This window comes from Simplicispira hankyongi, from assembly GCF_003570885.1.
GTDB lineage: Bacteria > Pseudomonadota > Gammaproteobacteria > Burkholderiales > Burkholderiaceae_C > Simplicispira > Simplicispira hankyongi.
The window spans coordinates 150,255-175,047 of sequence record NZ_QXJC01000005.1 but is presented as its reverse complement, the minus strand read 5'-3'; the positions used below and the strand labels follow the sequence as shown (position 1 = coordinate 175,047).

The following is a 24,793-nucleotide window of genomic DNA, read 5'->3' as shown; positions in this document are numbered from 1 at the left end:
CAAGTTTCGTATGATGGCCCGCTCCGGCGAAGGTTCGCCGCGCCAGCCATTCTTGCCCATGTCCGCACTCACCCACTTCGACGCCCAGGGCCAGGCCCATATGGTCGACGTCGCCGCCAAGGCGGCCACCCACCGCATCGCGATCGCCACGGGGCGCATCGACATGCTGCCCGCCACGCTGGCACTGATCGAGGCTGGCAATGCCAAAAAAGGCGATGTGCTGGGCATCGCGCGCATCGCCGGCATCCAGGGGGCCAAAAAAACCAGCGATTTGATTCCGCTGTGCCACCCGCTTGCCCTCACCCGCGTGGCGCTGGACTTCGGCCCCGCCAGCGCGCAGCAACCGGGCGCCATTGGCATTGCCTGCACCGCCACGGTGGAAACGGTCGGGCCCACGGGCGTGGAGATGGAGGCCCTCACTGCGGTGCAGGTGGCCCTGCTCACCATCTACGACATGTGCAAGGCGGTGGACCGAGGCATGTCCATCCACGGCGTGCGCGTGCTGGAAAAGCATGGCGGCAAGTCGGGGAGTTTCGTGGCGGGCGCGCAGCCGTGAAACCAGGGCTCAGTGGCCCAGCGCCCCGGACGCCTTGCCCCCACGCAGCCAGCGCGCATAGTCCGCCGGGTACGCGGCGGCGTAGCGCCGGCGGTGGAACCGTGCCTCGTCGGCAAGGCCCAGCAGTTCGGCACTCTCGATCAGGCGCTCGATCACCCGAGGCTCGGGCGAGTAGTGCAGCAGATCGCTGGCCATGGCATGCACCTGGGCCGCATTGGCGGGGGTCACGGTCTGCGTCGTCAGGTGGGCAAAGCGGGCCGCATCGTCAAACAGCGGCGCCCCCACGACGCGCCCCTGGGCATCAAGGCGCAAAGCCGCGCTGCGCTCGGACAGCGGGTAATAGAGCTGGCTTACCGCAGCGTACTGGCGCGCCACAGCACCCACAATAACTATTAAAATGATAGCTGGAAGCGCTTGTAGATATTGCGCTAGAGGCCATTTTTCCTTGAATTTCTTCGCTGACTCCGGCGTGAACAGCAAGCCCAGCGCGCACAACGCCGCCAACTGGAACGGGCCGTACCAGAGCGGAAACTCCAGCATGCTGTGCGCCGTGATCGCCAGCAGAATGCCCCAGGCGAGCTGGCGCTGCGGTGCCGTCTCCTGCCAGGGGCGGGCACGCCAGACCAGCGCACCGGCGATGGCGCAAGCCATCAGCGCGGCGGGCAGGCCAAGCTCCACGGCGAGATGCAGCGGCAGGTTGTGGGCGTTGTCCAGCAGCGTGCAAAAGCGCTCGCCGGAAAACAGCGTGATGTAGTGGGCATAGTCGAGCTCCCCCCAGCCCCAACCCAGCCAGGGCCGCAGGGCGATCAGGTCGAGCACGTTGGACCACAGCACGCGCCGGCTGCCGCAGCCGTAAGAGGCCGCCACGCGCGTGAAGACCCCACTGCCGTGGACGCCCGCAGTGCGCCACAGCAGCGCGGGCAGCATCCAGCCTGCCAGGACATACAGCAGCAGCCCGCCAGCGAGCAACTTGCACGCCCCGGCGCCCAGGCGTTCTCGCCATAGCCCTGCCAGGCAGAGCAACAACAGCCACTGCAACAATCCGGTGCGCGACGCCGTGGCCGCGCTGCCCACCGCCAGCAAGGCCATGGCCGCCCACAGGGCCGCCACACGCCAACGCGGGGCAGCAGGCCGCCCTGCCGCTCTGCTTTGCGCCACCCACCAGACCAGGGCCCACACGCCCAGACTGAGCAGCGTCGCCTGCTGGTTGCGCTGGCGCAAATTGCCCATGGCCTGGCCGATCGGCGCGTCGTAGACCCAGGGGGCAAGCGCGCCGTGCAGGCCGAAGTACTGCGCCAGCCCAATGGCGCTGGAGGCCAGCGCCGCCAACAGCAGCCCCGCAGCCAGCAAGCGCGCCCGGTGCTGCGTACGCCACGGCTGGCCTACCCATCCCTGCGCGGCCGATACCAGCAAGAGCAGCGCAGCGCACAGCCAGCTCGCTGCCAGTGGCCAGAAGTTGGTGGAAGGCGGCCGGGTGAAACACCACAGGAAGGGCAAGGCGACCGCCAGCACTGCGAGCGCTGACAGCGAAGCCGACCGGGGATCGGAACGTCCGGGAAAGCTAACAGGGGTCAAAGCTTTTCGACTTCGCCGGCCTTGGGCTGCCACTTCATCAGGTGCCGCTCGATACGGCCGACCGCGCCGTCGAGCACCAGGGCAAACGCCGTGAGCACCACAATGCCGGCCATCACGGTATTGATGTCGAAAGTGCCTTCAGCCTGCAGGATCAGGTAGCCCACGCCCTGGCTGGAGCCCAGGTATTCCCCCACCACCGCGCCGACGAACGCCAGGCCCACGGAAGTGTGCAGTGAGCTGAACACCCAGCTTGTGGCGCTGGGCAGGTACACATGGCGCAGCAGCTGGCGCGGGCTCGCGCCCAGCATGCGGGCGTTGGCGAGCACCACCGGGCTCACTTCCTTGACGCCCTGGTAGACATTGAAAAAGACAATGAAAAACACCAGCGTAACGCCGAGCGCCACCTTGGAGCCCATGCCGAGCCCAAACCACACCGAAAAAATAGGCGCCAGCACAATGCGCGGCATTGAGTTGAAGGCCTTGATGTAGGGCTCCAGCAATGCCGACGCCATGGGCGCAAGCGCCAGCCACAGGCCGCAGGCCAGGCCGGTGCCGGCGCCCACGGCAAATGCCATGGCGGTTTCCATGAGCGTGACGGCCAGATGACGGTAAATGTCGGCATCGGTGACAAACCACGCCCAGATACACCTAAAAACCGCCAGCGGCTGGCCGAAAAAGAAGGCTGCCTGGCGGTCGTTGTCGAACATGAACGGTGGGATGAAGCCCGGCCGGGTCATGGCATCCCAGAACAGAAAGAGCAGCACCAGCAGGCCAAGCTGCCAAGCGCGCAGCGTCGCCGCGCGGGGTTTGATTTTTTGCCACATGGTCTCAGGCGGTTTTCTGCAACTGTTGCTGATAGCCCTTGAGCACCTCGGCGCGCATGACATCCCAGATGCCGGCATGCAGCTCCCGAAAGCGCGGCGTCATCTTGATTTCGGCCACGTCGCGCGGGCGTTCGATATCGATCACGAATTCGCCCATAGGGTGCGAGGCCGGCCCCGCACTCATCACCACCACGCGGTCGCTCATGGCAATGGCTTCATCCAGGTCGTGGGTGATGAACAGCACCGCCTTGCGCTTGGCCTGCCAGAGCTGCAGCACCTCGTTTTCCATGAGCTGGCGCGTCTGGATATCAAGCGCAGAAAACGGCTCGTCCATGAGGATGATGTCCGGGTCGAGCACCAGCACCTGCGCCAGGCTGGCGCGCTTTCGCATGCCGCCGCTCATCTGGTGGGGGTAGCGGTTGCCAAAGCCCGCAAGACCCACACGGCCCAGCCACTCCTGGGCCAGGGCCTGCGCCTGCCTGGCCGGCATGCCACGAAACTCCAGGCCGGCAGCCACATTGGCCAGCGCCGTGCGCCAGGGCATCAGGCTCTCGGCCTGGAACATGTAGCCAGCCCGGCGGTTCAGGCCGACAAGCGGCTCGCCAAACACCGCCACGCGGCCCAGACTCGGCGCCAGCAGGCCGGCCGCCACGTTCAGCAGCGTGCTCTTGCCGCAGCCCGTGGGGCCGACCACGCTGACGAACTCTCCTGCGCCGACACGCAAATCCACCTCCTGCACAGCGGTGTAGCGCTGGCCGGGGGCGTCCTTGCTGATGAAGGTGCAGGCAACGCCTGCCAAATGCAGCGCCGGTTCGCCGGCCGCTTCAGCGCTTGCCGGCATGTGCCTTCTTGACGAATGCGTTGGTATAGACGGCATCGAGGTCGAGCTTGGCCGCCGCCATCTTCGGGTCGACGCTGGCCAGCGCGCGGTACGCCGTGCGCGCGCCCGCGGTGGGGAACATGCCGTCGGGCGACAGCGCCTTTTGCGCCGCCAGGAAACCGTCGATGTAAATCGCCCGGTCGCCCAGCAAATAGCTCTCGGGCACCACCTTGATCACATCGCCCGGCCCGGCGGCCTGGATCCAGCGGTCCGCGCGGACGATGGCGTTGGTCAGCGCCTGCACGGTACCGGGGTTGGCCTGGACGAAATGCTCCGGCGCATACAGGCAGGCGGCCGGCATGGGGCCGCCAAACACCTTTTCGGCCTCTGACACGAGACGCGTGTCGGAAACGATTTTCAAGTCGCCCGAGCGCTGCAAGAGCGTGATGACCGGGTCGAGGTTGCTGATCGCGTCGATCTGCCCCGAGCGCATCGCCGCCACCGCGCCGTTGCTGGCGCCCACCCCGACAAAGCTGACCTCGCTGGGCTTGACGCCCGCCTTGGCCAGCACGTAGTTCACCAGCACATTGGTCGAGCTGCCCGGCGCCGTGACGCCGATCTTCTTGCCACGCAGGTCGGCCACCGACTGGTAGTGGGGCATGGTCTTGGGGTTGATGCCCAGCACGATCTGCGGCGCCAGTCCCTGCAGAACAAAGGCGCGCATGGGCTGGCCCTTCAACTGCATGTTCACCGTGTGCTCGAAGGCACCCGACACCACGTCCGCACTGCCCCCCACCACGGCCTGCAGCGCCTTGGAGCCGCCGGCGAAGTCGACGGTGGTGACATCCAGCCCCTCGTCCTTGAAATAGCCCAACTGCTCGGCAATGGTCAGCGGCAGGTAATAGAACAGGTTCTTGCCGCCCACGGCAATGGTGAGCTTGGGCTTTTCGATGGCCTGGGCAAAGGCCAGGTGGGGAAGGGCTGCGCTGGCGAGCGTGGAGGCGATGAGGTGGCGGCGGGTGAGCATGGGGGGTCTCCTGGGGCGAATTGTTGGATGGATCGGATGCCGGCACGCGAAGCCGGGCTGCCGCAACCAAAAGGAAAATGCTACCACCTGCCCGCTTCCATCGCCGTGCAAGGCGTATGAAATGCCGAGGACACGCACACGCCGCAGGCGGACTCAATCAAAAGAAACCATCCACATGGGCATACCCGCGCAGGCGGGCGGTGTGCGGGTCGATCAGCACCACCCAATCCATCGCTCGACGGCTGACCAGCGGCAGCCAGCGCAACGCAGCGCCATCGGTGGTTTCGCCCGGCTTGTGGTTGGCCAATGCGCGCCCTACCGCCGCATCCATCAGCGCCGCCTGGCTGGGGTATTTGCCACGCAGTTCGCTCAGTGGGCGGGCGCGTTGCAGCACCTGGGCGGTGCTGAGCGCATAGTCCTGCCACCAGCTTGGGCGCTGGCTGGGCTCAACGCCCTGCAGCGAGGCATCGATGCTGGCCAGCTTCTCAGCCGAAGTGCTCACAGGGCGAAGCCCCACGGTGCGCGGGCGCGCCAGGCTCCAGGGCTGCGCCCAATCGGGAACAATCGCGTCTTCGCCCTCGTTCAGGTCGGAATAGGTCACCACGCGAAATCGGTCCACCTCATGCACCAGCGCCACCGGGCGGGCATGTGCCAGCGTATGAATGCCGTAGCCAAGTGCCAGCAACTGGATGAGCGCCACCAGGGCCAAGTCGCGCCGCAGTTCGGGGCGCGGCTTGCCGGGGTTGAATACCACCAGGGTCAGCAACGGACCGCAGACCACATCCACCCCCACGATCAACCAGAAAAGTTCAGTACCACCCACCAGTTCGCGCAGCGGCGAGGGGAACCACAAGCCAAACACCAGGGCAGCAACCACGCCCGCCATGGTCGCAGACAACAGCAGATGGATGGTAGCAGCGCGCAGCGCATGGGCACCGCGGGATCGGAATGCGGAAGGGAAAGCAGGGACTTCAGTCACGGCAGCAGCAAAAAATGAAGAGAGGGAAAGACCGTAGAGTTCCCATCATCAGCGAAAACGCCCGCAAAAGCGCAATGCCAGTCAGTTAAGCCCTGACTGGCATTTTCTTTGTTGGGAACTTGCTGCGAGAGCGCTTGACCTCGCGGGGGAAGCTTCGCCCTGAACGACGAGGGGGGAGCACAAAGTAACGGGCTTGCTCAAGCAGCAGCTGCAGGTGTTGGGGCAGCGCTCCAGCGCGTGCCAGATGCACGGTGTTCAGTGCGCCAATGATGGCATGCTTGGCTGTGTGCAAGCTGATGCGTACAGGCTCGACCTTCACATGCTGGGCCATCAGGCGCATCCAGCGCCTGAGCAAAGTATGCGCAATCAATACGCCCCAGACCTCCTGTTTGACCAACTCCGGCTGCTTGCTGCGCAGCACGCCTGCGCCCTGTTGCAGCGACTGCTTGATCTCACGAAAGCCAAGCTCAATCTCCCAGCGCTGGCAATACATCTGTGCCAGTTGCGATGCGCCAAAGCGTTCGGGGTCAAGCATTGAGGTGATGAAGCGTCTGGTCTTGCCTTGCACCTCGGTCTGGATCAGGCGCGCTTGCCAGTGGCTTGGCAGTTCGGGGTAAAGTTTCCTGGCACGCTGCGAGATGGGCATGCGAATCAACCAGTCGCCCGCGCCCAGACATTGCACAACCTCATGGCGCAAGTTGTCTCTGGCCCGCATGAGCCAGTGGCGTTGCTCGCCTGCGCCCTGCCAGTTGAGCAGGAACGACGCCGAGAAATACGCGCGGTCAAACAAGGTGATGGAGTGATCCAGGCCGCGCAATCGGGCGGCCAGTGTCAATTCTCCTTGGGTGTAGTCACCCAGTTGCGCATCCAGAAGTTCGTGGCTATCTGTGTCCAGCAGGCATACGGCCCGAACCATGGGCCAGGGCTGGGGGCCGTACTGTGTCTTGCCGCTTCCCAGCACCTGGCGGTTGTCTGCACTGTCGGGCGCAGACCAGACCACCCCATCGACGGCCAGCACACGCAAGCGATCTTCATGCACGGGATGCGATCTTGCCCAGGCCTGCGTGAGCAGTGCAAACAAGTGCTCCAAGGGTTGCGAGCCCAGCCGCTGGCGAGCCTGCACGCTGCTGCTGGGAGCCGGTAACTCTTGCCCCTCAAGGGTCAAGGCCATCTCCTGCACCACCTGCCACATGGGCATGTGACGAAACAAGGCCAGACCAATGACCAGCCAGATGGCGTGATCTGCGGGCAGCTTGCGACGACGTATAGATGCTTTGCCGCTGGCATGCAGCGCTTGCTCGATCCACTGTGGATCAATCAGCGTGCCCAACTCGGTCATGGCGTTGGCGGGCAACGCCGCCAAGGTCTCATCCAGGGATTTTTGCAGTACGGAAGTCAAACGAAAAAGGGAGCATGACGAACATGCTCCCTTTTTACCTGCCCGGGGCAAGCTGCCGTCTTAACTGACTGGCATTGGCGCTTTTGCGGGCGTTTTGTTTCTCACCAGGCGTTTACCGCGCCGGAGAATCAACGGCACTCAGAAGGCGCATATTTTGCAAGCAAGGTCCCCAGAGGGCGGCTGGCAAGACCTCGCGCCGTAGCGGTCGCAGCCGTTGCGGAAGTACAAGCCCAATCAACTGCGCCAACGGATGCCGTTGTAGGAGCAGCTTTTTGAACGTTGGGCGTAAACACCAAAGTTTGACCATTCAGCGTGGTGGGAATACCATTGCCGCTGGCGACCGTGGCCAAAATCGTGGCTGTAATACTCCACGGAGTGGCAGTACCAATTACTATATTACTAACATACTTGGACTGCTTTTGTGCGACAGGTATTGCGTTGAATGCAGTAGCTGCGGCGGTCATGCCAACAGTACCGTCCGTCTGAAATGCCTCGCTCATCAATCCCTTTGCAGACGAGGCCGCAATAATTGCTTCAGAAATCTTTGCCCGAACCGTGTAATCCTGATAGGCAGGCAAGGCGATAGCGGCCAAGATACCGATGATCGCCACAACGATCATCAATTCGATCAAGGTAAAACCTTGTTGGAGAGAACGCTTCATGAAAACCCCCTAGGGAAAGTTGCAAATGCACAGGGTATGCAGCAAATCCTGTGCCAGGATTTTTACGGCACGTGAGGTGAGACATTTCAAATTGGCAGTCTCTCAACGTGACACGTTTGCGCACAAATTGCACATTTTTGTCACCTTCAGTCTGCCGCTTTGCCCCGGCCCGTCTTTTGTGGTGCCTTGCGCTGCCCCCCTACAGCTCAAACTCCTGCCCCGCCTCCAGCCACCGAATGTCGTGCCTGGCCGGCGCCCCCGCTGCCGCATGCGCGTCAAACCGGCACACTTCTTCATAGATGAGCGCCGTTTCCGACGGCTTGGTGTGGGTGATGCAGATGGGGCAGTTCGCCGCGCCCTGGAACTGCGCCAGCTCCAGCGCCAGGGTGTCCGACGACAGATGCCGGCTGCGCTCGGCCAGCAGGTGTTCGCGCCGGCTGAACGCGGTCTCGATCACCAGCATGGCAACAGGCAAGGCATTCACGCGCTGCCAGAACGCCGGGTTGCGCCCGGTGTCGCCGCTGAACACCCACCAGCCGCGTTCGCCCTGCACGGCATAGCCCACGGCCGGCACGGTGTGCAGCGCGGGCAGTACTTCAAGGACAGCATCCGCCACGCTCAACACTTCGCCAGTGGCCAGAGGGACGCAACGCAAAAAGGGTCTGTCGCTGCTGGGGATGCGGCTGAAGTCGGGCCAGATGGTGCCGTTGAACACATGGGCGCGCAGGGCGGCAATGGTTTCCGGCAGCGCATGCACCTGCAGCGGGGCGCTGCGCATGGCGGCCACCGAATCGATCATCAGTGGCAGGGCGGCGATGTGGTCCAGATGCGAGTGGGTGAGGAACACATGGTCGATGGCCGCCATTTCGTCCAGCGTCAGGTCGCCCACGCCGGTGCCCGCATCGATCAGGATGTTGCGGTTGACCAGAAACGAGGTGGTGCGGCAGCCTTGCGAGATGGCGCCGGAACAACCAAGCACACGGATTTTCATGAGGCTGCGGCTATTTGGTATCGAAACGGGTCGCCCCGTCCCAGTCGGGCTGGTAGGGTAACACCCGCAGCATGGCCACACGTTCGGCGTACCAGGCATACAGCGCGCTGCCTGGGTCGGCGCGGCGCAGGGTGTCTGCATGGCGATCGCACGCCGCCCAATCCTGCGCGCGCAAGCTGGCGAGTGCCTCGTTCCATTGCGCCAGCCTGTGCATCTGAGCCGGCGCGACCTCTCCCAACCGACCCAGGGGGTAAAAAATGGCGACGGCGTCTTCCTTGCCCTTGACGCGCACACGATCGAGCTCCTGCCAGACGAAACCGCTTGCCTGCTGGCGGGTTACCTCGCTCGCCACAATGTCCACGCCGTAGACTTTGCACAAGCCTTCGAGGCGCGAGCCAAGGTTGACGGCGTCGCCAATCACGGTATAGCTGCGGCGAATGTCCGAGCCCATGTCTCCCACGCACATGGGGCCGGTATTGAGCCCTATGCCGATGCCGATCTCGGGCAGACCGGTGGCGCTGTGGCGGGCGTTGAGCGATTGGACGGCGGCCACCATGTCCAGCGCCGCCTGCACGGCCAGCGCGGCGTGCTGCTGCGTGGGCACGGGCGCGCCCCAGAAGGCCATGACGCAGTCCCCCATGTACTTGTCGATCGTGCCCAGATGCGCGCGAATGGCCTGCGTGAGGCGACTGAAGATGTCGTTGAGCAAGGCCTGGAGTTGCACGGGCTCCATGCGCTCGGACATGGCGGTAAAGCCGCGCATGTCGCAAAACATCACGGTGAGCTCGCGGCTGGCGGCCTGCATGGTGTAGCGCTCGGGCGCGAGCAGCATTTGGTCCACGAGTTCAGGGGGCACGTAAGTGCCAAACAAGTGCGCCAGGTTGCGTTTGGTACGGCTCTCTGTCAGGTAGCCATGGGCCATGTCGAGCGCGGTGGCCACCACCACCACGGCCAGCGCACTCGCCAATGGCAAGGCCAAGCCGTGGACCAGATACAGCTGTGCATTGAGGCCTGCCAAGGCCACCAGTACAGCGGCGGCCAGCAGCAGCGCGCGCGCGGCGCTGAGCAAAGGCAGTACCAGCGCCAGCAGCACGCCAGCAACGGCGATTTGCAATACGTCAAAGGCGGTGGCGTAGTCGGGCCGATAGATCGCCTTTCCGCTCAGGAAGCCCGAGAGCACATTGGCGTGCACTTCCACGCCGGGGTACGCGCGCCCGACGGGTGTCGCACGCAGGTCCTGCAGGCCCGGCGCCGTGGAGCCCATCAGCACAATCTTGCCGCGCAGGCTGCCGGCGGGCAGCCTGCCTTGCAGCACGTCGGCGGCCGAGAGGTAGCGGAACGAGCCACCGCTGGGCCCACCCGGCCCGCGGTAGGGCACGAGCGTTGCCAATTGCTCGTCCACCGGGAGGAATTTGCGCCCGCCACTTGCGTGCAGTTCGACGCCGCGCAGCAGGTTGCGCTCACCCGGCACCGGTTCTGTGGCGAATGCCGGCACCACATTGGCGCCCCCCAGGAAGCTGCGGTAGACGGCCAGCGCCAACGATTCGTAGTAAGCCCCCTGGTACTCCGCCAGCAGAGGCAAGGAGCGCACGACACCATCCTCATCGCTCATGGTATTGAAGAACCCTGCTGCTGGAGCCGCCTGCGCCAGGACGGCAAGGTTGCTGCCAAAACCGTTCCAGACGGTGGCATTGAGCAGACTCCCACCCATCTGCCGCAGCGTGAGCGCCGGGGACGGCAAGGCGCCACGCCCCTGGCCATCACGGTCGCTGGTGAAGTAGTAGCCGAGCACGGCATTTTGCGTGTCCAGCGCACCGGCAAAGCGCGCGTCGTAGTCGAGCGTGGGCGCAAGGCGCTCCAAGGCCTGGGCGAAGCCCGGCTGGCTCTTGAGCGGGCCTTGTGCCAGCGCGTTCAGGCGCGCGAGGCCGGAGCTGGTATCGGCCTCGGCAAAGACCACGTCGAAGCCCAGCACCGCGACCCCTTGGCGCTCGAACAGCTCGTTGGCGAACGCCGCCATCTTGTCCCGGCCCCAGGGCCATTGACCGACGCGCTGCAGGCTGGCTTCGTCAATGTCGACAATGACGATGCGCCCGTCGGGCGTATGCGGCAGCGTCGCACGCAGGCGAACGTCGTACAGCAGGTGCTCAAGCCGCTCGAGAAACTGGAACGATACGCCGCCTGACGCATGCAGCACGCCCAGCACAACGGGCGCGAGCACCCACACCATCCGGCGCCAGCGCCGCTGCAGGAGGCTGGCCCATCGCGGTGCCACGGTGCAGGCAGGCTGCGTGCGTCAGCCGCTCTGGCTCACACGTGAACGAATTGCATTTCCGTCCCTGCCAGCGCCAGACGGTCGCCATCTTTCAGGGGAACGGGGTCGTTGCCAATACGCGCTCCGTTGAGTTCAGGAGGCTCGGGGCCTTCGACATGCGCCAAGACGAAGCCATGGTGGCGCCGGGTCACCGATGCCACGGCTACGCCGGGTTTGCCAATGGTGGTGACCACCTTGGTGAGCGCCACCTCACGGCCTGTCGCAGGGCCGGACAGCACCCGGATGACGGCAGTAATGGCCGTACCCCCTGCACTTCCAAACCCGGACAGCGGCGCCGGGCCGGTGGTGGGAGCAGCACTGCGCGCAGCGACGGGCGGCGGCACCATGCCGGGCTTGAATACCATGGTTTTCTCAAACTGGGGGTCTTCCGCCTCGTTGAAGAAGCGGATTTTGTACTTGCCGACTTCGAGCGTGTCGCCGTTGCGCAATTCGTGCCGCGTCACGGCCTTGCCGTTGACGTAGGTGCCGTTGGTGCTGTGCAGGTCTTCAATGGCGACGTCGTTGCCCGCCATGTGAAAGGCCGCATGCTCGCCACTCACGGCCAGGTTGTCGATCACGATGTCGTTGTAAGGGCGCCGCCCCAACGTGGTCCGCTCTTTGGTGAGTTCCACTTCCTTGATGACGACCCCGTCAATCGAAACAACCATTCTTGGCATGTCCCACTCCCGATGTATTGGCTTACGTGTTTGATTGGTTCCGGCACAGGTGATCAGGCGCGCAGCAAGCGGGACATCAAGCCTTGTTTGCGCGGGCCCATGCTCGCTTTCACCAAGACCACACTGATATTGTCGCGCCCGCCTTGGCTGTTGGCGGCCGCAATCAACCGCTCGGTCTTCTCTTCGAGCGAGCTGCGCGGCGCCAGCAGGGCGGCAAGCTCTGCGTGGCGCAGCATTTCGCTCAGCCCATCGGAGCACAGCAGATACAAGTCGCCCGGCTGCACCTCGAATTCATTCACTTCGAGCAAAACCAGTTCTTCGACCCCCAACGCACGGGTGACGAGATTGCGACTTGCAGACACCGCCGCCTGTTGCGGCGTGATCAGGCCAGCGTCTATCTGCTCCTGGAGCCAGGAGTGGTCACGCGTGATCTGCTCCAGCACGCCTTCGCGCAGGCGGTAGCAACGGGAGTCGCCAATATGCCCCAGCATGAGACGCGGGCCTTGAAAAACACCAACCACCAAGGTAGTGCCCATGCCGGTGTACTGCATATTGGACTCGGCAGCCTCCAGGATGGCCTGGTTGGCGTTGTCCACGCATATTTCCATGGCCCGGCGCAGATCGAACGATTTGGCCCGCGGGCCCGCCTGGGCAAGCCAGCGCGCCATTTCCCTCTGAATGAAGTCGATGGCCATGCGGCTGGCCACTTCACCCGCGTTGTAGCCACCCATGCCGTCGGCGAGCATCGCCAGTTGGGCCTGCGAATCGACGCCTACCGCGTCTTCGTTGTTGGCCCGTACACGACCCGTATCGGTACGCGCACAAAACTCGTAGCTCAGCGACACCGCACTCATCAGATCCTCGAACGCGTGGCGTGGGGTGCTGCCGGCGCGGCCGCGCTGTCGAACACTGTGTCTGGAAAGTCCGCCATGGGGTATTTGTGAAAATCTGTCCGCGCATCATAGTCGAGTGGGGCGCCGAAATGCGCATCCGCAGACGGGCGCATTCCCGAGCTGGCCTCGCGCAGGGCGGCCGCCATTTGCGCCCCGGTCTGAAAGCGAGCGCCGGGGTTCTTGTGCAAGGCGCGCGCTACCACCATGGCGACCGATTCCGGAAGGTCCGCGCGCAGCGTGCGCACGTCAGCCGGCACCTCGTTCGCAATGGCGTGCATCAGAGCGCTCATGGATTCGCCGCGCAGCGGCAGGCTGCCCGTAAGGAGCTGGTACAGCGTCACGCCCAGCGCATAGATATCGCAGCGGCCATCTGCCTTGGTTCCCACGATCTGCTCTGGCGCCATGAAGCTTGGCGTTCCCAATACCAGGCCCGTACGGGTCTTGCTGTTGTCCGTAATGCGCGCAATCCCGAAGTCGGTCACCTTGACGGTGTCCGTCCCAGCGTCGTACAGGATATTGGAGGGCTTGATGTCGCGGTGCACCACCTGGTGCTGGTGGGCATAGTCGAGCGCGTCGGCAACACGCGCAGCGATGGACAGCAGGATGGGCACCGCAAGCCAATGCTCTGGCTGGACTGCGTGTGACAAATCCTTGCCACGCAGCCGCTCCATGGCAATCCAGCTAAGGCCTTGTTCGTCGCCTGCGTCGTAGATCGCCACGATCTGGGGATGCTGCAGACGGCCGGCGGACTCGGCCTCGCGAAAAAACCGGGCGCGGGCATCCACCAGGGCTGCGCCCTCGAATTCGCTGCCCAACGCGAGCGTCTTGAGGGCGACGGCCCGGCCAATCACCGGATCGTGCGCGGCATACACCCGGCCCATGGAACCGCGCCCCAGTTCACCGTCGATCTCATAGCGGCCCAGGTGTTGGGGTGCAGCGAAGGCTCCGGCTGCCTGCGGCCGTGCGCTGGACGGGCCTTTTGCCTGGCGTTCTACTTCCGCCAGACGCTCCGCGCGCCCGAGGCGAGCACCGGCATCGCGGTACAGCGGGGCGTGTGCGACCAGGTGGGCAAAAACGCCACGCGCCCCTTCAAATGAGCGGTTGCGCTCAAAAGCTTTGCCCAGGTGGTACAGATCGCGCAGCACCTCGCCGCGCACCGGCAACTGCACAAGTTTGTCGAATGCGGCGTCGAGCTTGCCTTGATTTTTCAAGTCGCTCGCCAGACGGCGCACCTCGTCTTGCAGCGCCGTGCCGCCATTGCGCGCTGCGGCAACCTCACCCTTGGCCGCACGCCGCGCGAGGTAGGTGTAGTGCCCGGTAAAGAGCGCCAGCAGCGGCAAGGCCAGCATCCGGCCCTGGCTCCATCCCACCGCGACGCAAATACCCGCCACCCCGGCGCCTGCCAGAACGCCCGGCCAGACGCGCAGCAGCGGCAGCAGGGCGAGGCAGGCCAGCACCACCAGCAATGCCGCCAGAACCAGCAGCGATGGCGGCAGCGGCACCAAGCCTGTACCGACGCAGACCAGCACCGCCAGTGCGGCAGACGCCACAGGCCAGAGCGCATCGCGCCGCCACGATGCCGCGTCCGGCGCACCGTACCGTGGCGCCGGACGAACCCGGTGCGCGTTTTGCTTGCTTGCCACAGTGGTGCTCCCTCCGAACGCGTTGCCAACCATCGATCTTGGCCAAAAGACAAGCAATTTTTGCGCCCGTTGTACGTGCAGGACGGTACTGTCGGTCTCGACAACAAAAAAACCCGCACGCAGCGGGTTTTCGGAGGGTGGCGCGGCGCTTACAACTGAGCCTTGAGCAAATGGCCCAGTTCGGACGGGTTGCGGGTCACGATAAAGCCGCACTCTTCCATGATGGCCAGCTTGGCATCCGCGGTATCGGCGCCACCGGAGATCAGCGCGCCAGCGTGGCCCATGCGCTTGCCTGCGGGGGCTGTGACACCGGCGATGAAACCGACGATGGGTTTCTTCATGTTGGCCTTGCACCAGCGCGCGGCTTCGGCTTCGTCGGGGCCGCCGATTTCGCCAATCATGATGACGGCGTCCGTGTCCGGGTCGTTGTTGAACGCCTGCATCACGTCGATGTGCTTCAAACCATTGATCGGGTCGCCGCCGATGCCCACGGCAGTGGACTGGCCCAGGCCGACTTCGGTCAGCATGGCCACGGCTTCGTACGTCAGCGTGCCCGAGCGGCTGACCACGCCGATGCGGCCCTTGCGGTGGATGTGGCCGGGCATGATGCCGATCTTGATTTCATCGGGCGTGATGATGCCGGGGCAGTTGGGGCCCAGCAGCAGCGTCTTCTTGCCGCCGGCGGCTTCCTTGGCGCGCATTTTGTTGCGCACTTCCAGCATGTCGCGCACCGGAATACCTTCGGTGATGCAGATCGCCATGTCCAGATCGGCTTCCACAGCTTCCCAGATGGCGGCAGCGGCGCCCGCGGGCGGCACGTAGATCACCGAGACGGTGGCGCCCGTCTGGTGTGCGGCTTCCTTGACGGAGGCGTAAATCGGGATGTTGAAGATCGACTCGCCGGCCTTCTTCGGGTTCACGCCAGCGACGAAGCAGTTCTTGCCGTTCGCGTATTCCTGGCACTTTTCCGTGTGGAACTGGCCGGTCTTGCCCGTGATGCCCTGGGTGATGACCTTGGTGTCTTTGTTGATGTAGATCGACATGTTTCTTGTCCTAGTCAGTTTGGGACAGCGCTAAAGATCTGTCCCCAAGGTCATTACTTGACGGCAGCTACAATTTTTGTAGCAGCTTCGGCCATGGTGTCGGCCGCGATGATCGGCAGGCCGGACTCGGCCAGCAGCTTCTTGCCCAGCTCTTCGTTCGTGCCCTTCATGCGCACCACCAGCGGCACGGACAGGTTCACCGCTTTGCAGGCGGTGATCACGCCGGTGGCGATGGTGTCGCACTTCATGATGCCGCCGAAGATGTTGACCAGAATGCCTTTGACATTTTTGTTCGCCAACATGATCTTGAAGGCCTCGGTCACCTTCTCGGCGGTGGCGCCACCGCCCACGTCGAGGAAGTTGGCCGGCTCGCCGCCAAACAGCTTGATGGTGTCCATGGTGGCCATGGCCAGGCCCGCGCCGTTGACCAGGCAGCCAATGTTGCCGTCCAGGCTGATGTAGGCCAGGTCGAACTTGGAAGCCTCGACTTCGGCCGGATCTTCTTCGTCCAGATCGCGCAGCGCCACGATTTCGGGGTGGCGGAACAGCGCGTTGGCGTCAAAGTTGAACTTGGCGTCCAGCGCCGTGAGCTTGTTCTGGCTGTCGCGGTTGAGGGGGTTGATCTCGACCAGCGAGGCGTCGGTGTCCATGTAGCACTTGTAGAGCTTCTGGAACAGGTCTACCGCCTGGTCCATCGAAGCTTCGGGCAAGCCGATGCCGCGTCCAATCTTGCGCGCCTGCTCGTCACCCAGGCCCTTGAGCGGGTTGATGTACTCGGTGATGATTTTCTCGGGCGTGGAATGGGCCACTTCTTCGATGTCCATGCCCCCTTCGCTCGATGCGATGAAGGCAACGCTTTGCGTAGCGCGGTCGGTGACCAGCGAGACGTAGTATTCCTTCTGGATGTCGGCGCCGTCTTCGATGTACAGGCGGCGCACTTTCTGGCCTTCGGGCCCGGTCTGGTGCGTCTTGAGCTGCATGCCCAGGATTTCGCCGGCCAGGCGCTTGACGTCGTCAATGCTCTTGGCGACCTTCACGCCGCCACCCTTGCCGCGACCGCCGGCATGAATCTGCGCCTTGACGACCCAGACCGGCCCGCCGAGCTTTTGTGCAGCTTCGACGGCTTCCTGAACGGTGAATGCGGGAATGCCGCGCGGAACGGGCACACCAAATTGGCGCAAGATTTCCTTGGCTTGGTATTCGTGAATCTTCATGAGGACTTTCTCAGGAAAGGAATTTCACCCGTCTGCCATGAATGCATGTCTGGCGGCGGGCGGTGGACATGGCAGCCAGCGACTGTATCATGTTGCAACGCACCAATCTTGTTGGGAGCTTACACGCGGCGCTGCTGCTGCATCCGTACACACCGAGGAACACGCATGGTCAAGGTATTCATCGACGGCGAAGCTGGCACCACGGGGCTGCAAATTCGCGAGCGCCTGCAGGGCATGGACGCCATTGACCTGATCAGCATTGCCCCCGAAGAGCGCAAGAACCCGGCTGCCAAACGGGCCCTGTTGGCGCAGGTGGACCTGGTCATCCTGTGCCTGCACGACGACGCCGCGCGCGAGACGGTGGCGCTGGTCGATTCCATTGAAGCCGCGGGAGGGCGCCGCACCAAGATCATCGACGCGAGCACCGCGCACCGCACAGCACCGGGCTGGGTGTTCGGCTTTCCGGAGCTGTGCGCCGGCCAGGCGCAGGCGGTGCAAGCGGCGGCGCGCGTCTCCAACCCCGGCTGCTACGCCACCGGCGCCATTGCGCTGCTGCGCCCCCTGGTCGATGCGGGCCTGGTGGCTGCCGACCACCCGCTGTGCCTGCCCTCGGTGAGCGGCTACTCGGGCGGAGGGCGCAGCATGATTGAAGCCTACGAGGCGGGCGCAGCGCCCGCCTTCGAGCTGTATGCGCTGGGCCTGACGCACAAGCATTTGCCGGAAATCATGCAGTTCACGGGCCTCACGCGCCGGCCTATTTTCATTCCCGCCGTCGGCAATTTCCGCCAGGGCATGCTGGTGGAGCTGCCGCTGCATCTGGACCTGCTGCCCGGCCAGCCCAAGGCAGCCGATCTGCACGACGCGCTGGCCGCGCATTACGCCCGCAGCAACACGCCTGAGCAGTGGGTGCGCGTACTGCCGCCCACGGACAACGGCAAGCTCGACGCGCCCGCGCTGGCCGACACCAACGCACTGGAACTGCGCGTGTACGCCAACGAGACCTACCGGCACGCGGTGCTGGTGGCGCGCCTGGACAACCTGGGCAAGGGCGCCAGCGGCGCGGCGGTGCAAAACCTGCGGCTGATGTTCGGTCTCTAAGAGACCTGTTCCAAGCGGCGGAGGCCGCGAAACGGCGCTAGGCGCCCTCCCGGTCTGCCATGCGCAGCACGCGCGAGGCCACCTCCCCCGAGAAGCCGCGCGCCATCAAAAAACGCATCTGCCTGGCACGCGCCGCAGCGTCCGCGGGCGGCTCGGCGAACTTGCGGCGCCACAGTTCGCCGGCACGTTCCAGCTCGGTGCCCTGCAAGGGCGCCAGGGCTTGCTCCACCGCCTCGCCCGAGAGCCCCTTGGCCTGCAGTTCCTGGCGGATGCGCATGAGCCCCATGCGGCCCGCCCGCTGGTGCACCACGGACTCGGCCACCCGCTGCTCGCTGATGAAATCCTTGGCCTGAAGGTCGTCCAGCACGGCCGCGAGGTCGTCGCCGTCCTGCACATGCCGCGCCAGCTTGCGTGCCAGCTCGGCGCGCGAGTGCTCGCGCTGCGAGAGCAGGCGCAGCGCCCGGCCCTTGAGCGAAGGCGGCGGGGTGCGCACTGCCTAGAGACTCCTGAATCTGTAGCTGCTAGCGCTTACTGGGTAAGCGCTCAAGCCACTTTTTCTTCTGATTTCTTGCCCCGCGCAGACACTGGTGCCGGCACCACGCCATCGGCGGCATCGTCGCTGGGTGCCGCAAGCACCGGCGCGCCAGCCGGCAGCAGGGCGACGCCCAGGCTGTCGCGCACCTTGTTCTCGATCTCGCGCGCCAGTTGCGGGTTCTCGCGCAGGAATTCGCGCGCGTTGTCACGGCCCTGGCCGATCTTCTCGCCGTTGTAGGCGTACCAGGCACCCGATTTTTCAACGATGCGCGCGGTTACCCCCATGTCGATGATTTCGCCCTCGCGCGAGATGCCTTCGCCAAACAGGATGTCGAACTCGGCCGTCTTGAACGGGGGCGATACCTTGTTCTTCACCACCTTGACGCGGGTTTCGTTGCCAATGACTTCCTCGCCCTTCTTGATGGAGCCGATGCGGCGGATGTCGAGCCGCACCGAGGCGTAGAACTTGAGCGCGTTGCCACCGGTGGTGGTCTCGGGGCTGCCGAACATGACGCCGATCTTCATCCGAATCTGGTTGATGAAGATGACCATGCAGTTGGTTTTCTTGATGGTCGAGGTCAGCTTGCGCAGCGCCTGGCTCATGAGGCGCGCCTGCAGGCCGGGCAGGCTGTCGCCCATGTCGCCCTCGATTTCGGCCTTGGGCGTGAGCGCCGCGACCGAGTCGATGACGATCAGGTCCACCGCGCCCGAACGCACCAGGCTGTCGACGATCTCCAGCGCCTGTTCGCCGGTGTCGGGCTGGCTGATCAGCAGGTCTTGCAGGTTCACGCCCAGCTTTTGCGCGTACTGGATGTCGAGCGCGTGCTCCGCATCGACAAAAGCACACTGGCCGCCCTGCTTTTGCATTTCCGCAATGACTTGCAGCGTCAGCGTGGTCTTGCCCGAGGATTCCGGGCCGTAGATTTCCACCACGCGGCCGCGTGGCAGGCCGCCGACGCCGAGCGCCACATCGAGCCCCAGCGAGCCGGTGGACACCACCTGGATGTCCTCGATCACCTCGCCTTCGCCGAGCCGCATGATGGTGCCCTTGCCAAACTGCTTCTCGATCTGCGCCAGCGCAGCTTGCAGGGCACGTGCTTTTTCGCCGTCGGCGGGCATGCTGTGGTTGGTCGGTGTGCTCATGGAAATCTCCTGGAAATTCAATGCGTTGACGAGGTTTCTGTCTGCACCCCGTGGAAAACACTGGATGCTTGACCAGTAATGTAGGGCCGAAGTATTCTCCCGTAAAGACGATTTATGGTCAGTTTGCATGACAATAAACCATGCCCGCCTCCATGCACGTCTCCCCACCCTCCGACGCCTGGCGCCAGACCCACCTGGGCCGCTTGATGGGCGACGCGCTGCGCCGCTTTGACGCGCGCGTGCTGCAGCTCATGGCGCGCAATGTCGAGGTGCCGCTGGCGCTGTCCAACCTGGCGGCGCGCGACCAGGTGGGGGCCGCGCACATCCACATCACGCGGCATTTGTCGCTCGCCGGCGATCGGCTGACCGACCTGGCAGTGCGTGCCGGCATGTCCAAGCAGGCCATGGCCAGTCTGGTGGACCAGTGCACTGCCTGGGGCTTGGTGCGCCGCGAGGCGGACCCGTTGGATGCCCGCGCACGCCGCATATGCTTCACGCCCACGGGTCTGGATTGGCTGCAGGCGTTTCAAGATGCCGTGGCGCAGGCCGAGGCCGAGTTTCGTGCCGAGGTGGGCGATGCGGTGGCCACCGTGGTCGCCATTGGCCTGGAAACCTATGGCAGCGGCGCACCATCGGGCCAATGGCGCTCCTAGAATCGCAGGCAAGGGCACTCTTGCCCGGTCATAAGTCGAATCCGGGAGACCCCCCATGCGCATCCTCATTGCTGAAGACGACCAAGTGCTGGCCGATGGCCTCTTGCGCACACTGCGCAGCTCGGGCGCGGTGGTGGACCACGTGGCCAGCGGCAGCGAAGCCGACGCCGCGCTGATGACGAACAACGAGTTCGACCTGCTGATCCTCGACCTGGGCCTGCCCCGCATGCACGGGCTGGAGGTGCTCAAGCGCCTGCGCTCGCGCGGCTCGGCGCTGCCGGTGCTGATCCTCACCGCCGCCGACAGCGTGGATGAGCGCGTCAAGGGCCTGGACCTGGGCGCCGACGATTACATGGCCAAGCCGTTTTCGCTCCAGGAGCTTGAAGCGCGCGTACGCGCCCTGGCACGCCGCGGCATGGGCGGCGCCAGCAGCGCCATCAAGCACGGGCCTCTGGTGTACGACCAGGCCGGGCGCGTGGCCACCATCGACGGCAAGATGGTGGAGCTCTCGGCGCGCGAGCTCGGCCTGCTCGAAGTGCTGCTGCAGCGCGCTGGACGCCTGGTGAGCAAGGACCAGCTCGTCGAGCGCCTGTGCGAATGGGGCGAAGAGGTGAGCAACAACGCCATCGAGGTCTATATCCACCGCCTGCGGAAAAAGATTGAAAAGGGCCCGATCCGCATCGCCACCGTGCGCGGCCTGGGGTATTGCCTGGAAAAGATCCCGAGTTGAAGCAGGAAACACCCCCCTGTGTCGCTTCGCTCCTTCCCCCCTCTCTCGCACCGCTGCGCGCTGCGGGAGGGGGGACGCCACCGGTGCGGCGGGGCGGCCCTTGCACGGTGGCCGCTGGCTTGGGTCGCGCCAGTATCTGGCGTCGGGGACGCTGCGATGCAGCCTGGAAAACAGGCGTTTTTCGCTACTAATAATATAGCTTATGGCGCTTATCCATTCTGCGCCAGAGCCACTTTTCACTCAAAATCAGGGCGACAATCTTGAAGCTCTTCCAGCGCGAGCAGCGCTCCCTGTTTGGCGAGATCCTCGACTGGATGCTCACGCCGCTGCTCTTGCTCTGGCCCGTGAGCCTGGCGCTGACCTGGCTGGTGGCGCAGGGCATTGCCAACAAACCGTTTGACCGCGCGCTGGAATACAACGCCCAGGCGCTGGCGCAGCTGGTCTCGGTCAGCCACGGCAGGGCGCAGTTCAACCTGCCGCAGCCCGCCAGCGAAATCCTGCGCGCCGACGACTCCGACACGGTCTACTACCAAGTCCTGGGGCCGCGCGGCGAATTGCTCTCGGGCGAGCGCGAACTGCCGCCACCGCCAGCCGACGAAGCCCCCAGCACCGGCGACGTGCACCTGCGCGACGCCGAGCTGCGCGGGCTGGACATTCGCATGGCCTATATCTGGGTGCGCTTGTCCTTGCCCAATGCGCCGCTGGCGCTGGTGCAGGTGGCCGAGACGCGCGAGAAGCGCAGCGTGCTGGCCACCGAGATCATCAAGGGCGTCATGCTGCCCCAGTTCATCATCCTGCCGCTGGCCGTGCTGCTGGTGTGGCTGGCGCTGGCGCGCGGCATCCAGCCGCTGCACCAGCTCGAAGAGCGCATCCGCGCGCGCAAGCCCGACGACCTCTCGCCACTCGACGACCGGACCGTGCCCCTGGAAGTGGCGCCGCTGGTGGCCTCGGTGAACGACTTGCTCACCCGGTTGAACGACTCGCTGGCGACACAAAAACGCTTCCTGGCCGATGCCGCCCACCAGCTCAAAACGCCCCTGGCAGGCCTGCGCATGCAGGCCGACCTGGCGCAACGCGCAGGCACCAGCCCCGAAGAGATCAAGCGCTCACTGGAGCAGATCGGGCGCTCGAGCATCCGCGCCACCCACAGCGTCAACCAATTGCTGGCGCTGGCGCGGGCCGAGAGCAGCAGCGCGCAGATGGCGCTGATCCCCTGCGACCTGGCGCAGATCACCGTGGACGTGGTGCACGACGCGATCTCGCGCGCGCTCGACAAAGGCATTGACCTGGGCTACGACGGCGCCCTGCCCGGCGCCCCCGGCGTGCGCATGCTGGGCAACCCCACGCTGCTGCACGAACTGGTGCGCAACCTGGTGGACAACGCCATCAACTACACCCCCTCGACCCCCGAGCGCCCCGGCGTGGTCACGGCGCGCGTGCTGGCCGACACCTTTGGCCGCGTGCTGGTGGTGCAGGTGGAAGACTCCGGCCCCGGCGTGCCCGAGCCCGAGCGCGAGCTGATCTTCCGGCCCTTCTACCGGGCACTGGGGAACGACGCTGACGGCTCCGGCCTGGGCCTGCCCATCGTGCAGGAAATCGCCCGCCAGCACGGCGCGCGCATCGTGGTGGAAGACGTGCGCCCCGGCGCCACCCCGCCAGGCGCGTGCTTCAGCGTGCGCTTCGCGGCGCTGGATGCTTCGGAAGCCTGAGTTCTTGCAGCCGGTGTTAGCTTCTGTTTCGATAGCTGCTAGCGCAATGGGTATAAGCGCTAGAGCCTTTTTTTACTAAAACTTTAGCTGCAGGGCCGCAGCGCCTTGCCGGCCAGCGCGGCGCGCAAGTCTTCCGCCTGGGCGCGCAGGCGCGCGTCGGCCTCGGGCAGGCGCAGCATGAAGCCAGGCATGTCCACGCGCTCCTGCACCACACGCGCCGAGCGCACGCCCTTGGCGGCAAGGGTGGCGAGGCCGCGCTGCGCCGCCTCTTCGGTGGAAAAGCGCCCCAGCGACAGGCCCGGCTCCAGAGTCCCGTTCGGCCGGTCGTAAGGGATGCTCAGCGCGCGCAGTTCGGCACGCTTCTTGGCGAGCTGGTCGGGGTCGGAAAAACGGCCCATGTAGACCATCCAGCGGCCCGGCAGCGTCGCCGGCTCCAGACGCCAACTGCCCTCGGGCAGCGCGCTGGCGGCGCGGCGCAGCACGTCGGCTTGCGCGGCGTCGAAGATGCCAGCCTGCAGGCATTCGCCTTGCGGTGCAGAGGCAGCGGCGGCCTCGGGCGTGCTTTGCGCCGGCGTACCGGGCGCAGTTGCAGGGGCGGCAGGGGCTGCGGGCGCGGTGGGCGCCGGCTGCCCCGACACAGCGGCGGGAGACGCCGGTTGGGTGCCGGGCTGCGGCAACACGCGCAGCAGCTCAGGGTGGATTTCGTTGGCCAGGCGCTGCGGCTCGGCCTGCTCGTGCGGCGCCAGGCCCCAATCGCGCAGCAGCCCCTGCGACCAGGCGTAGTAGCCCCCGTTGGCGAGCAAAAGCAGGAGGACGAGCGCGCGCAGCATGGTCGCCTAGCTTGCCACAACGGGCCGCACCGACACCTCGGCGCTGCTGACCTGCACCAGGCCTGCCGCGCTCTGCAGGTGCAGCGCGCCGTCTGGCCCCACGCCGGCGGCCACGCCTTCACGGCCGTCCGACAGGCGCACGGCCCGGCCGGCCAGCGCGTCGCGCGCGGCAAAGGGCGCCACCAGGGGCGCAAAGCCCTGCGTTGCGAAGGTCTCAAGGGCATCCACCAGATGCGGGACGACGCGGCCCAAGGCGGTGGGGGCGTCCCAGCGCGCATCGAGCTCGTGCAGGCAGCCGGCGGGCATGCTCAGCCCCTCGCTGCTGCGCGGCGCCACGTTCAGCCCGACACCGACCACCACCCAGCGCGCGGCAGGGCCGGCCGTGTTGGGCGCCAGCAAGCTGGCCGTCTCGACCAGAATGCCGCCGAGCTTGCGCTCCGGGCCACCCGCGCCCTGCAGCCACAAATCGTTGGGCCACTTGAGCGCGATGCGCGGCTCGCGGCCGCCCGCCGCCGGCAACTCGGCCTGCAGGCTTTGCGCCACGCACAGGCCCACGGCCAGCGACAAGCCCGACCAACTGCGCGGCGCCAGCGGCAGCGCCAGTGAAAAGGTGAGTGCCGCGCCCGGCTCCGCGCCCACGCTCTGCCAGGCCCGCCCCATGCGCCCGCGCCCTGCGGTTTGCGCCAGCGCGACCAGCAAGAGCGGCTCGCTCTGCCCGCTGCGCAGGCGGCGCATGCACTCGGTGTTGGTCGAATCGACCGTTGCCAGAAGCTCGGCGGTAAAGCCGGGCAGGCGCGGCGCCAGCGCCTGCCACAAGTCTTCCAGCGGCCAGCGAAGGGGTTCGTTCACTGGCGCACCTCCAGTCGGCTCGGGGGTTGGCGCAAGGCCTGGCGCCGCGCTCATGCGCCGGCCCGCGCCTTGCGTGGTTTGGAGGGGGCTTTTTTGGCCAGCGGCGCCGGCGCCCGCGGGCCGCGCTTGGGGGCGAGCAAGGTGCCGCGGCAGTTCGCCGCGCCGCACCAGCAGGGGTATTCGGCCTTCAGCTTGGGCGTGTAGCGCTCTTCGATGATCAGGCCATAGTCGTAGTTCAGCTCTTCGCCCGCTGCGATGTTGCGCAGCGCGGTGATGAAGATGCGGCCCTCCTGCTCGTCGGCAAAGCAGTTGGGATCGCAGCTGTGGTTGATCCAGCGCGAGGAATTGCCTTTGACCTTGGCGTCGATCACGCGGTCTTCATCGACATGAAAATAAAACGTGTGGTTGGGCTGCAGCGGATCGTGCGGGTGCCGGTCCTGCGCGGCCTGCCAGCTGATGACCTCGCCGGTGTATTCGATCAGCACCTCGCCCTCGGCGATATCCTGCACGGCGAAGACGCCCTTGCCGTGTACGCCGGAGCGGCGGGTCTGGAGCCGGCGTCCGGCGTGGGAGGCGGGCACGGTGCTTGAAGGCATGGCAAAACTTCTGTTACTTTGAATATGCACACCTGCG

At 65.4% G+C, this 24,793-nt stretch carries 24 protein-coding genes; 5 read left to right on the top strand and 19 right to left on the bottom strand.

Annotated features, from left to right (window positions below):
• Positions 1–58 precede the first annotated feature (58 nt).
• Positions 59–556 carry a cyclic pyranopterin monophosphate synthase MoaC gene (moaC, locus tag D3F03_RS12845; protein WP_119109908.1) on the top strand — a complete coding sequence of 166 codons (498 nt, stop codon included), beginning with the start codon at positions 59–61 and terminating at the stop codon, positions 554–556.
• A 9-nt stretch (positions 557–565) separates the two neighbouring features.
• Here moaC and D3F03_RS12840 read toward each other — a convergent pair whose 3' ends face one another.
• The 14 genes from D3F03_RS12840 to sucC form a co-directional block, all read right to left on the bottom strand.
• Positions 566–2,131, bottom strand: coding sequence for an O-antigen ligase family protein (locus tag D3F03_RS12840; RefSeq protein WP_245960611.1), 1,566 nt, complete (start codon positions 2,129–2,131; stop codon positions 566–568).
• Entirely contained in the window at positions 2,128–2,955 is an 828-nt protein-coding gene (locus D3F03_RS12835; protein ID WP_119109808.1) for an ABC transporter permease, read from the bottom strand. Before D3F03_RS12835 ends, D3F03_RS12840 begins: the two co-directional genes overlap by 4 nt.
• 4 nt (positions 2,956–2,959) lie before the next feature.
• The gene (locus tag D3F03_RS12830) at positions 2,960–3,796 is read right to left on the bottom strand and encodes an ABC transporter ATP-binding protein (protein ID WP_119109807.1); all 837 of its coding nucleotides are present in this window, start codon (positions 3,794–3,796) and stop codon (positions 2,960–2,962) included.
• The gene (locus tag D3F03_RS12825) at positions 3,780–4,802 is read right to left on the bottom strand and encodes an ABC transporter substrate-binding protein (protein WP_119109806.1); all 1,023 of its coding nucleotides are present in this window, start codon (positions 4,800–4,802) and stop codon (positions 3,780–3,782) included. Before D3F03_RS12825 ends, D3F03_RS12830 begins: the two co-directional genes overlap by 17 nt.
• Positions 4,803–4,959: 157 nt before the next feature.
• Positions 4,960–5,781 (bottom strand): TfpX/TfpZ family type IV pilin accessory protein, encoded by an 822-nt coding sequence (gene tfpZ / locus D3F03_RS12820; protein WP_119109805.1) that lies wholly within the window; start codon positions 5,779–5,781, stop codon positions 4,960–4,962.
• 85 nt (positions 5,782–5,866) lie between these two features.
• Positions 5,867–7,180, bottom strand: a complete 1,314-nt coding sequence (locus D3F03_RS12815; protein WP_245960610.1) for an IS4 family transposase — start codon at positions 7,178–7,180, stop codon at positions 5,867–5,869.
• A gap of 128 nt (positions 7,181–7,308) precedes the next feature.
• On the bottom strand, positions 7,309–7,842 hold the full coding sequence (locus D3F03_RS12810; protein WP_119109804.1) for a pilin: 534 nt from the start codon (positions 7,840–7,842) through the stop codon (positions 7,309–7,311).
• A gap of 199 nt (positions 7,843–8,041) precedes the next feature.
• The gene (locus tag D3F03_RS12805) at positions 8,042–8,833 is read right to left on the bottom strand and encodes an MBL fold metallo-hydrolase (RefSeq protein WP_119109803.1); all 792 of its coding nucleotides are present in this window, start codon (positions 8,831–8,833) and stop codon (positions 8,042–8,044) included.
• Positions 8,834–8,843: 10 nt separating this feature from the next.
• A complete protein-coding gene (locus D3F03_RS12800) occupies positions 8,844–11,060 on the bottom strand; it encodes a CHASE2 domain-containing protein (RefSeq protein WP_119109802.1) in 2,217 nt (738 codons plus the stop codon).
• An 80-nt stretch (positions 11,061–11,140) separates the two neighbouring features.
• The gene (locus tag D3F03_RS12795; protein WP_119109801.1) at positions 11,141–11,821 is read right to left on the bottom strand and encodes an FHA domain-containing protein; all 681 of its coding nucleotides are present in this window, start codon (positions 11,819–11,821) and stop codon (positions 11,141–11,143) included.
• A 53-nt stretch (positions 11,822–11,874) separates the two neighbouring features.
• Complete coding sequence (locus D3F03_RS12790; RefSeq protein ID WP_119109800.1) at positions 11,875–12,675, bottom strand: Stp1/IreP family PP2C-type Ser/Thr phosphatase; 801 nt, start codon at positions 12,673–12,675, stop codon at positions 11,875–11,877.
• Positions 12,675–14,357 (bottom strand): serine/threonine-protein kinase, encoded by a 1,683-nt coding sequence (locus D3F03_RS12785; protein WP_245960609.1) that lies wholly within the window; start codon positions 14,355–14,357, stop codon positions 12,675–12,677. Before D3F03_RS12785 ends, D3F03_RS12790 begins: the two co-directional genes overlap by 1 nt.
• 149 nt (positions 14,358–14,506) lie before the next feature.
• Complete coding sequence (gene sucD, locus D3F03_RS12780) at positions 14,507–15,400, bottom strand: succinate--CoA ligase subunit alpha (RefSeq protein WP_119109798.1); 894 nt, start codon at positions 15,398–15,400, stop codon at positions 14,507–14,509.
• 53 nt (positions 15,401–15,453) lie between these two features.
• Positions 15,454–16,614 carry an ADP-forming succinate--CoA ligase subunit beta gene (gene sucC, locus D3F03_RS12775; protein WP_119109797.1) on the bottom strand — a complete coding sequence of 387 codons (1,161 nt, stop codon included), beginning with the start codon at positions 16,612–16,614 and terminating at the stop codon, positions 15,454–15,456.
• A gap of 165 nt (positions 16,615–16,779) precedes the next feature.
• On the opposite strand from sucC, the gene argC reads away from it, so the two are divergent.
• Entirely contained in the window at positions 16,780–17,712 is a 933-nt protein-coding gene (argC, locus tag D3F03_RS12770) for an N-acetyl-gamma-glutamyl-phosphate reductase (protein ID WP_119109796.1), read from the top strand.
• Positions 17,713–17,749: 37 nt separating this feature from the next.
• Here argC and recX read toward each other — a convergent pair whose 3' ends face one another.
• Together recX and recA are read right to left on the bottom strand one after the other, a co-directional pair.
• Positions 17,750–18,205 (bottom strand): recombination regulator RecX, encoded by a 456-nt coding sequence (recX, locus tag D3F03_RS12765; protein WP_119109795.1) that lies wholly within the window; start codon positions 18,203–18,205, stop codon positions 17,750–17,752.
• A 50-nt stretch (positions 18,206–18,255) separates the two neighbouring features.
• Positions 18,256–19,389 carry a recombinase RecA gene (gene recA, locus D3F03_RS12760; RefSeq protein WP_119109905.1) on the bottom strand — a complete coding sequence of 378 codons (1,134 nt, stop codon included), beginning with the start codon at positions 19,387–19,389 and terminating at the stop codon, positions 18,256–18,258.
• Between the two features lie 140 nt (positions 19,390–19,529).
• Between recA and D3F03_RS12755 the strand changes: the two genes are divergently transcribed.
• The 3 genes from D3F03_RS12755 (at position 19,530) to D3F03_RS12740 (ending at position 22,481) form a co-directional block, all read left to right on the top strand.
• The gene (locus D3F03_RS12755; RefSeq protein ID WP_119109794.1) at positions 19,530–20,042 is read left to right on the top strand and encodes a MarR family winged helix-turn-helix transcriptional regulator; all 513 of its coding nucleotides are present in this window, start codon (positions 19,530–19,532) and stop codon (positions 20,040–20,042) included.
• A 55-nt stretch (positions 20,043–20,097) separates the two neighbouring features.
• A complete protein-coding gene (locus D3F03_RS12750; protein ID WP_119109793.1) occupies positions 20,098–20,772 on the top strand; it encodes a response regulator in 675 nt (224 codons plus the stop codon).
• 260 nt (positions 20,773–21,032) lie between these two features.
• A complete protein-coding gene (locus D3F03_RS12740) occupies positions 21,033–22,481 on the top strand; it encodes a sensor histidine kinase (protein ID WP_119109792.1) in 1,449 nt (482 codons plus the stop codon).
• Between the two features lie 83 nt (positions 22,482–22,564).
• Here D3F03_RS12740 and D3F03_RS12735 read toward each other — a convergent pair whose 3' ends face one another.
• The 3 genes from D3F03_RS12735 to D3F03_RS12725 are packed head-to-tail and all read right to left on the bottom strand — an operon-like array spanning position 22,565 to position 24,756.
• The gene (locus D3F03_RS12735; RefSeq protein ID WP_119109791.1) at positions 22,565–23,311 is read right to left on the bottom strand and encodes an SPOR domain-containing protein; all 747 of its coding nucleotides are present in this window, start codon (positions 23,309–23,311) and stop codon (positions 22,565–22,567) included.
• A 6-nt stretch (positions 23,312–23,317) separates the two neighbouring features.
• Entirely contained in the window at positions 23,318–24,214 is an 897-nt protein-coding gene (locus D3F03_RS12730) for a biotin--[acetyl-CoA-carboxylase] ligase (RefSeq protein ID WP_119109790.1), read from the bottom strand.
• Complete coding sequence (locus tag D3F03_RS12725; RefSeq protein ID WP_119109789.1) at positions 24,211–24,756, bottom strand: SET domain-containing protein; 546 nt, start codon at positions 24,754–24,756, stop codon at positions 24,211–24,213. Before D3F03_RS12725 ends, D3F03_RS12730 begins: the two co-directional genes overlap by 4 nt.
• Positions 24,757–24,793: the final 37 nt, after the last annotated feature.

What these genes read in the sequence shown, in the direction of transcription:
- D3F03_RS12735 (WP_119109791.1), bottom strand. Translation starts at nt 23,311, where the DNA reads ATGCTGCGCGCGCTCGTCCTCCTGCTTTTGCTCGCCAACGGGGGCTAC.
- D3F03_RS12830 (WP_119109807.1), bottom strand. Translation starts at nt 3,796, where the DNA reads ATGCCGGCAAGCGCTGAAGCGGCCGGCGAACCGGCGCTGCATTTGGCA.
- D3F03_RS12825 (WP_119109806.1), bottom strand. Translation starts at nt 4,802, where the DNA reads ATGCTCACCCGCCGCCACCTCATCGCCTCCACGCTCGCCAGCGCAGCC.
- sucC (WP_119109797.1), bottom strand. Translation starts at nt 16,614, where the DNA reads ATGAAGATTCACGAATACCAAGCCAAGGAAATCTTGCGCCAATTTGGT.
- D3F03_RS12750 (WP_119109793.1), top strand. Translation starts at nt 20,098, where the DNA reads ATGCGCATCCTCATTGCTGAAGACGACCAAGTGCTGGCCGATGGCCTC.
- sucD (WP_119109798.1), bottom strand. Translation starts at nt 15,400, where the DNA reads ATGTCGATCTACATCAACAAAGACACCAAGGTCATCACCCAGGGCATC.
- D3F03_RS12800 (WP_119109802.1), bottom strand. Translation starts at nt 11,060, where the DNA reads ATGGTGTGGGTGCTCGCGCCCGTTGTGCTGGGCGTGCTGCATGCGTCA.
- D3F03_RS12725 (WP_119109789.1), bottom strand. Translation starts at nt 24,756, where the DNA reads ATGCCTTCAAGCACCGTGCCCGCCTCCCACGCCGGACGCCGGCTCCAG.
- D3F03_RS12835 (WP_119109808.1), bottom strand. Translation starts at nt 2,955, where the DNA reads ATGTGGCAAAAAATCAAACCCCGCGCGGCGACGCTGCGCGCTTGGCAG.
- D3F03_RS12810 (WP_119109804.1), bottom strand. Translation starts at nt 7,842, where the DNA reads ATGAAGCGTTCTCTCCAACAAGGTTTTACCTTGATCGAATTGATGATC.
- D3F03_RS12805 (WP_119109803.1), bottom strand. Translation starts at nt 8,833, where the DNA reads ATGAAAATCCGTGTGCTTGGTTGTTCCGGCGCCATCTCGCAAGGCTGC.
- D3F03_RS12795 (WP_119109801.1), bottom strand. Translation starts at nt 11,821, where the DNA reads ATGCCAAGAATGGTTGTTTCGATTGACGGGGTCGTCATCAAGGAAGTG.
- D3F03_RS12730 (WP_119109790.1), bottom strand. Translation starts at nt 24,214, where the DNA reads ATGAGCGCGGCGCCAGGCCTTGCGCCAACCCCCGAGCCGACTGGAGGT.
- moaC (WP_119109908.1), top strand. Translation starts at nt 59, where the DNA reads ATGTCCGCACTCACCCACTTCGACGCCCAGGGCCAGGCCCATATGGTC.
- argC (WP_119109796.1), top strand. Translation starts at nt 16,780, where the DNA reads ATGGTCAAGGTATTCATCGACGGCGAAGCTGGCACCACGGGGCTGCAA.
- D3F03_RS12755 (WP_119109794.1), top strand. Translation starts at nt 19,530, where the DNA reads ATGCCCGCCTCCATGCACGTCTCCCCACCCTCCGACGCCTGGCGCCAG.
- recA (WP_119109905.1), bottom strand. Translation starts at nt 19,389, where the DNA reads ATGAGCACACCGACCAACCACAGCATGCCCGCCGACGGCGAAAAAGCA.
- D3F03_RS12790 (WP_119109800.1), bottom strand. Translation starts at nt 12,675, where the DNA reads ATGAGTGCGGTGTCGCTGAGCTACGAGTTTTGTGCGCGTACCGATACG.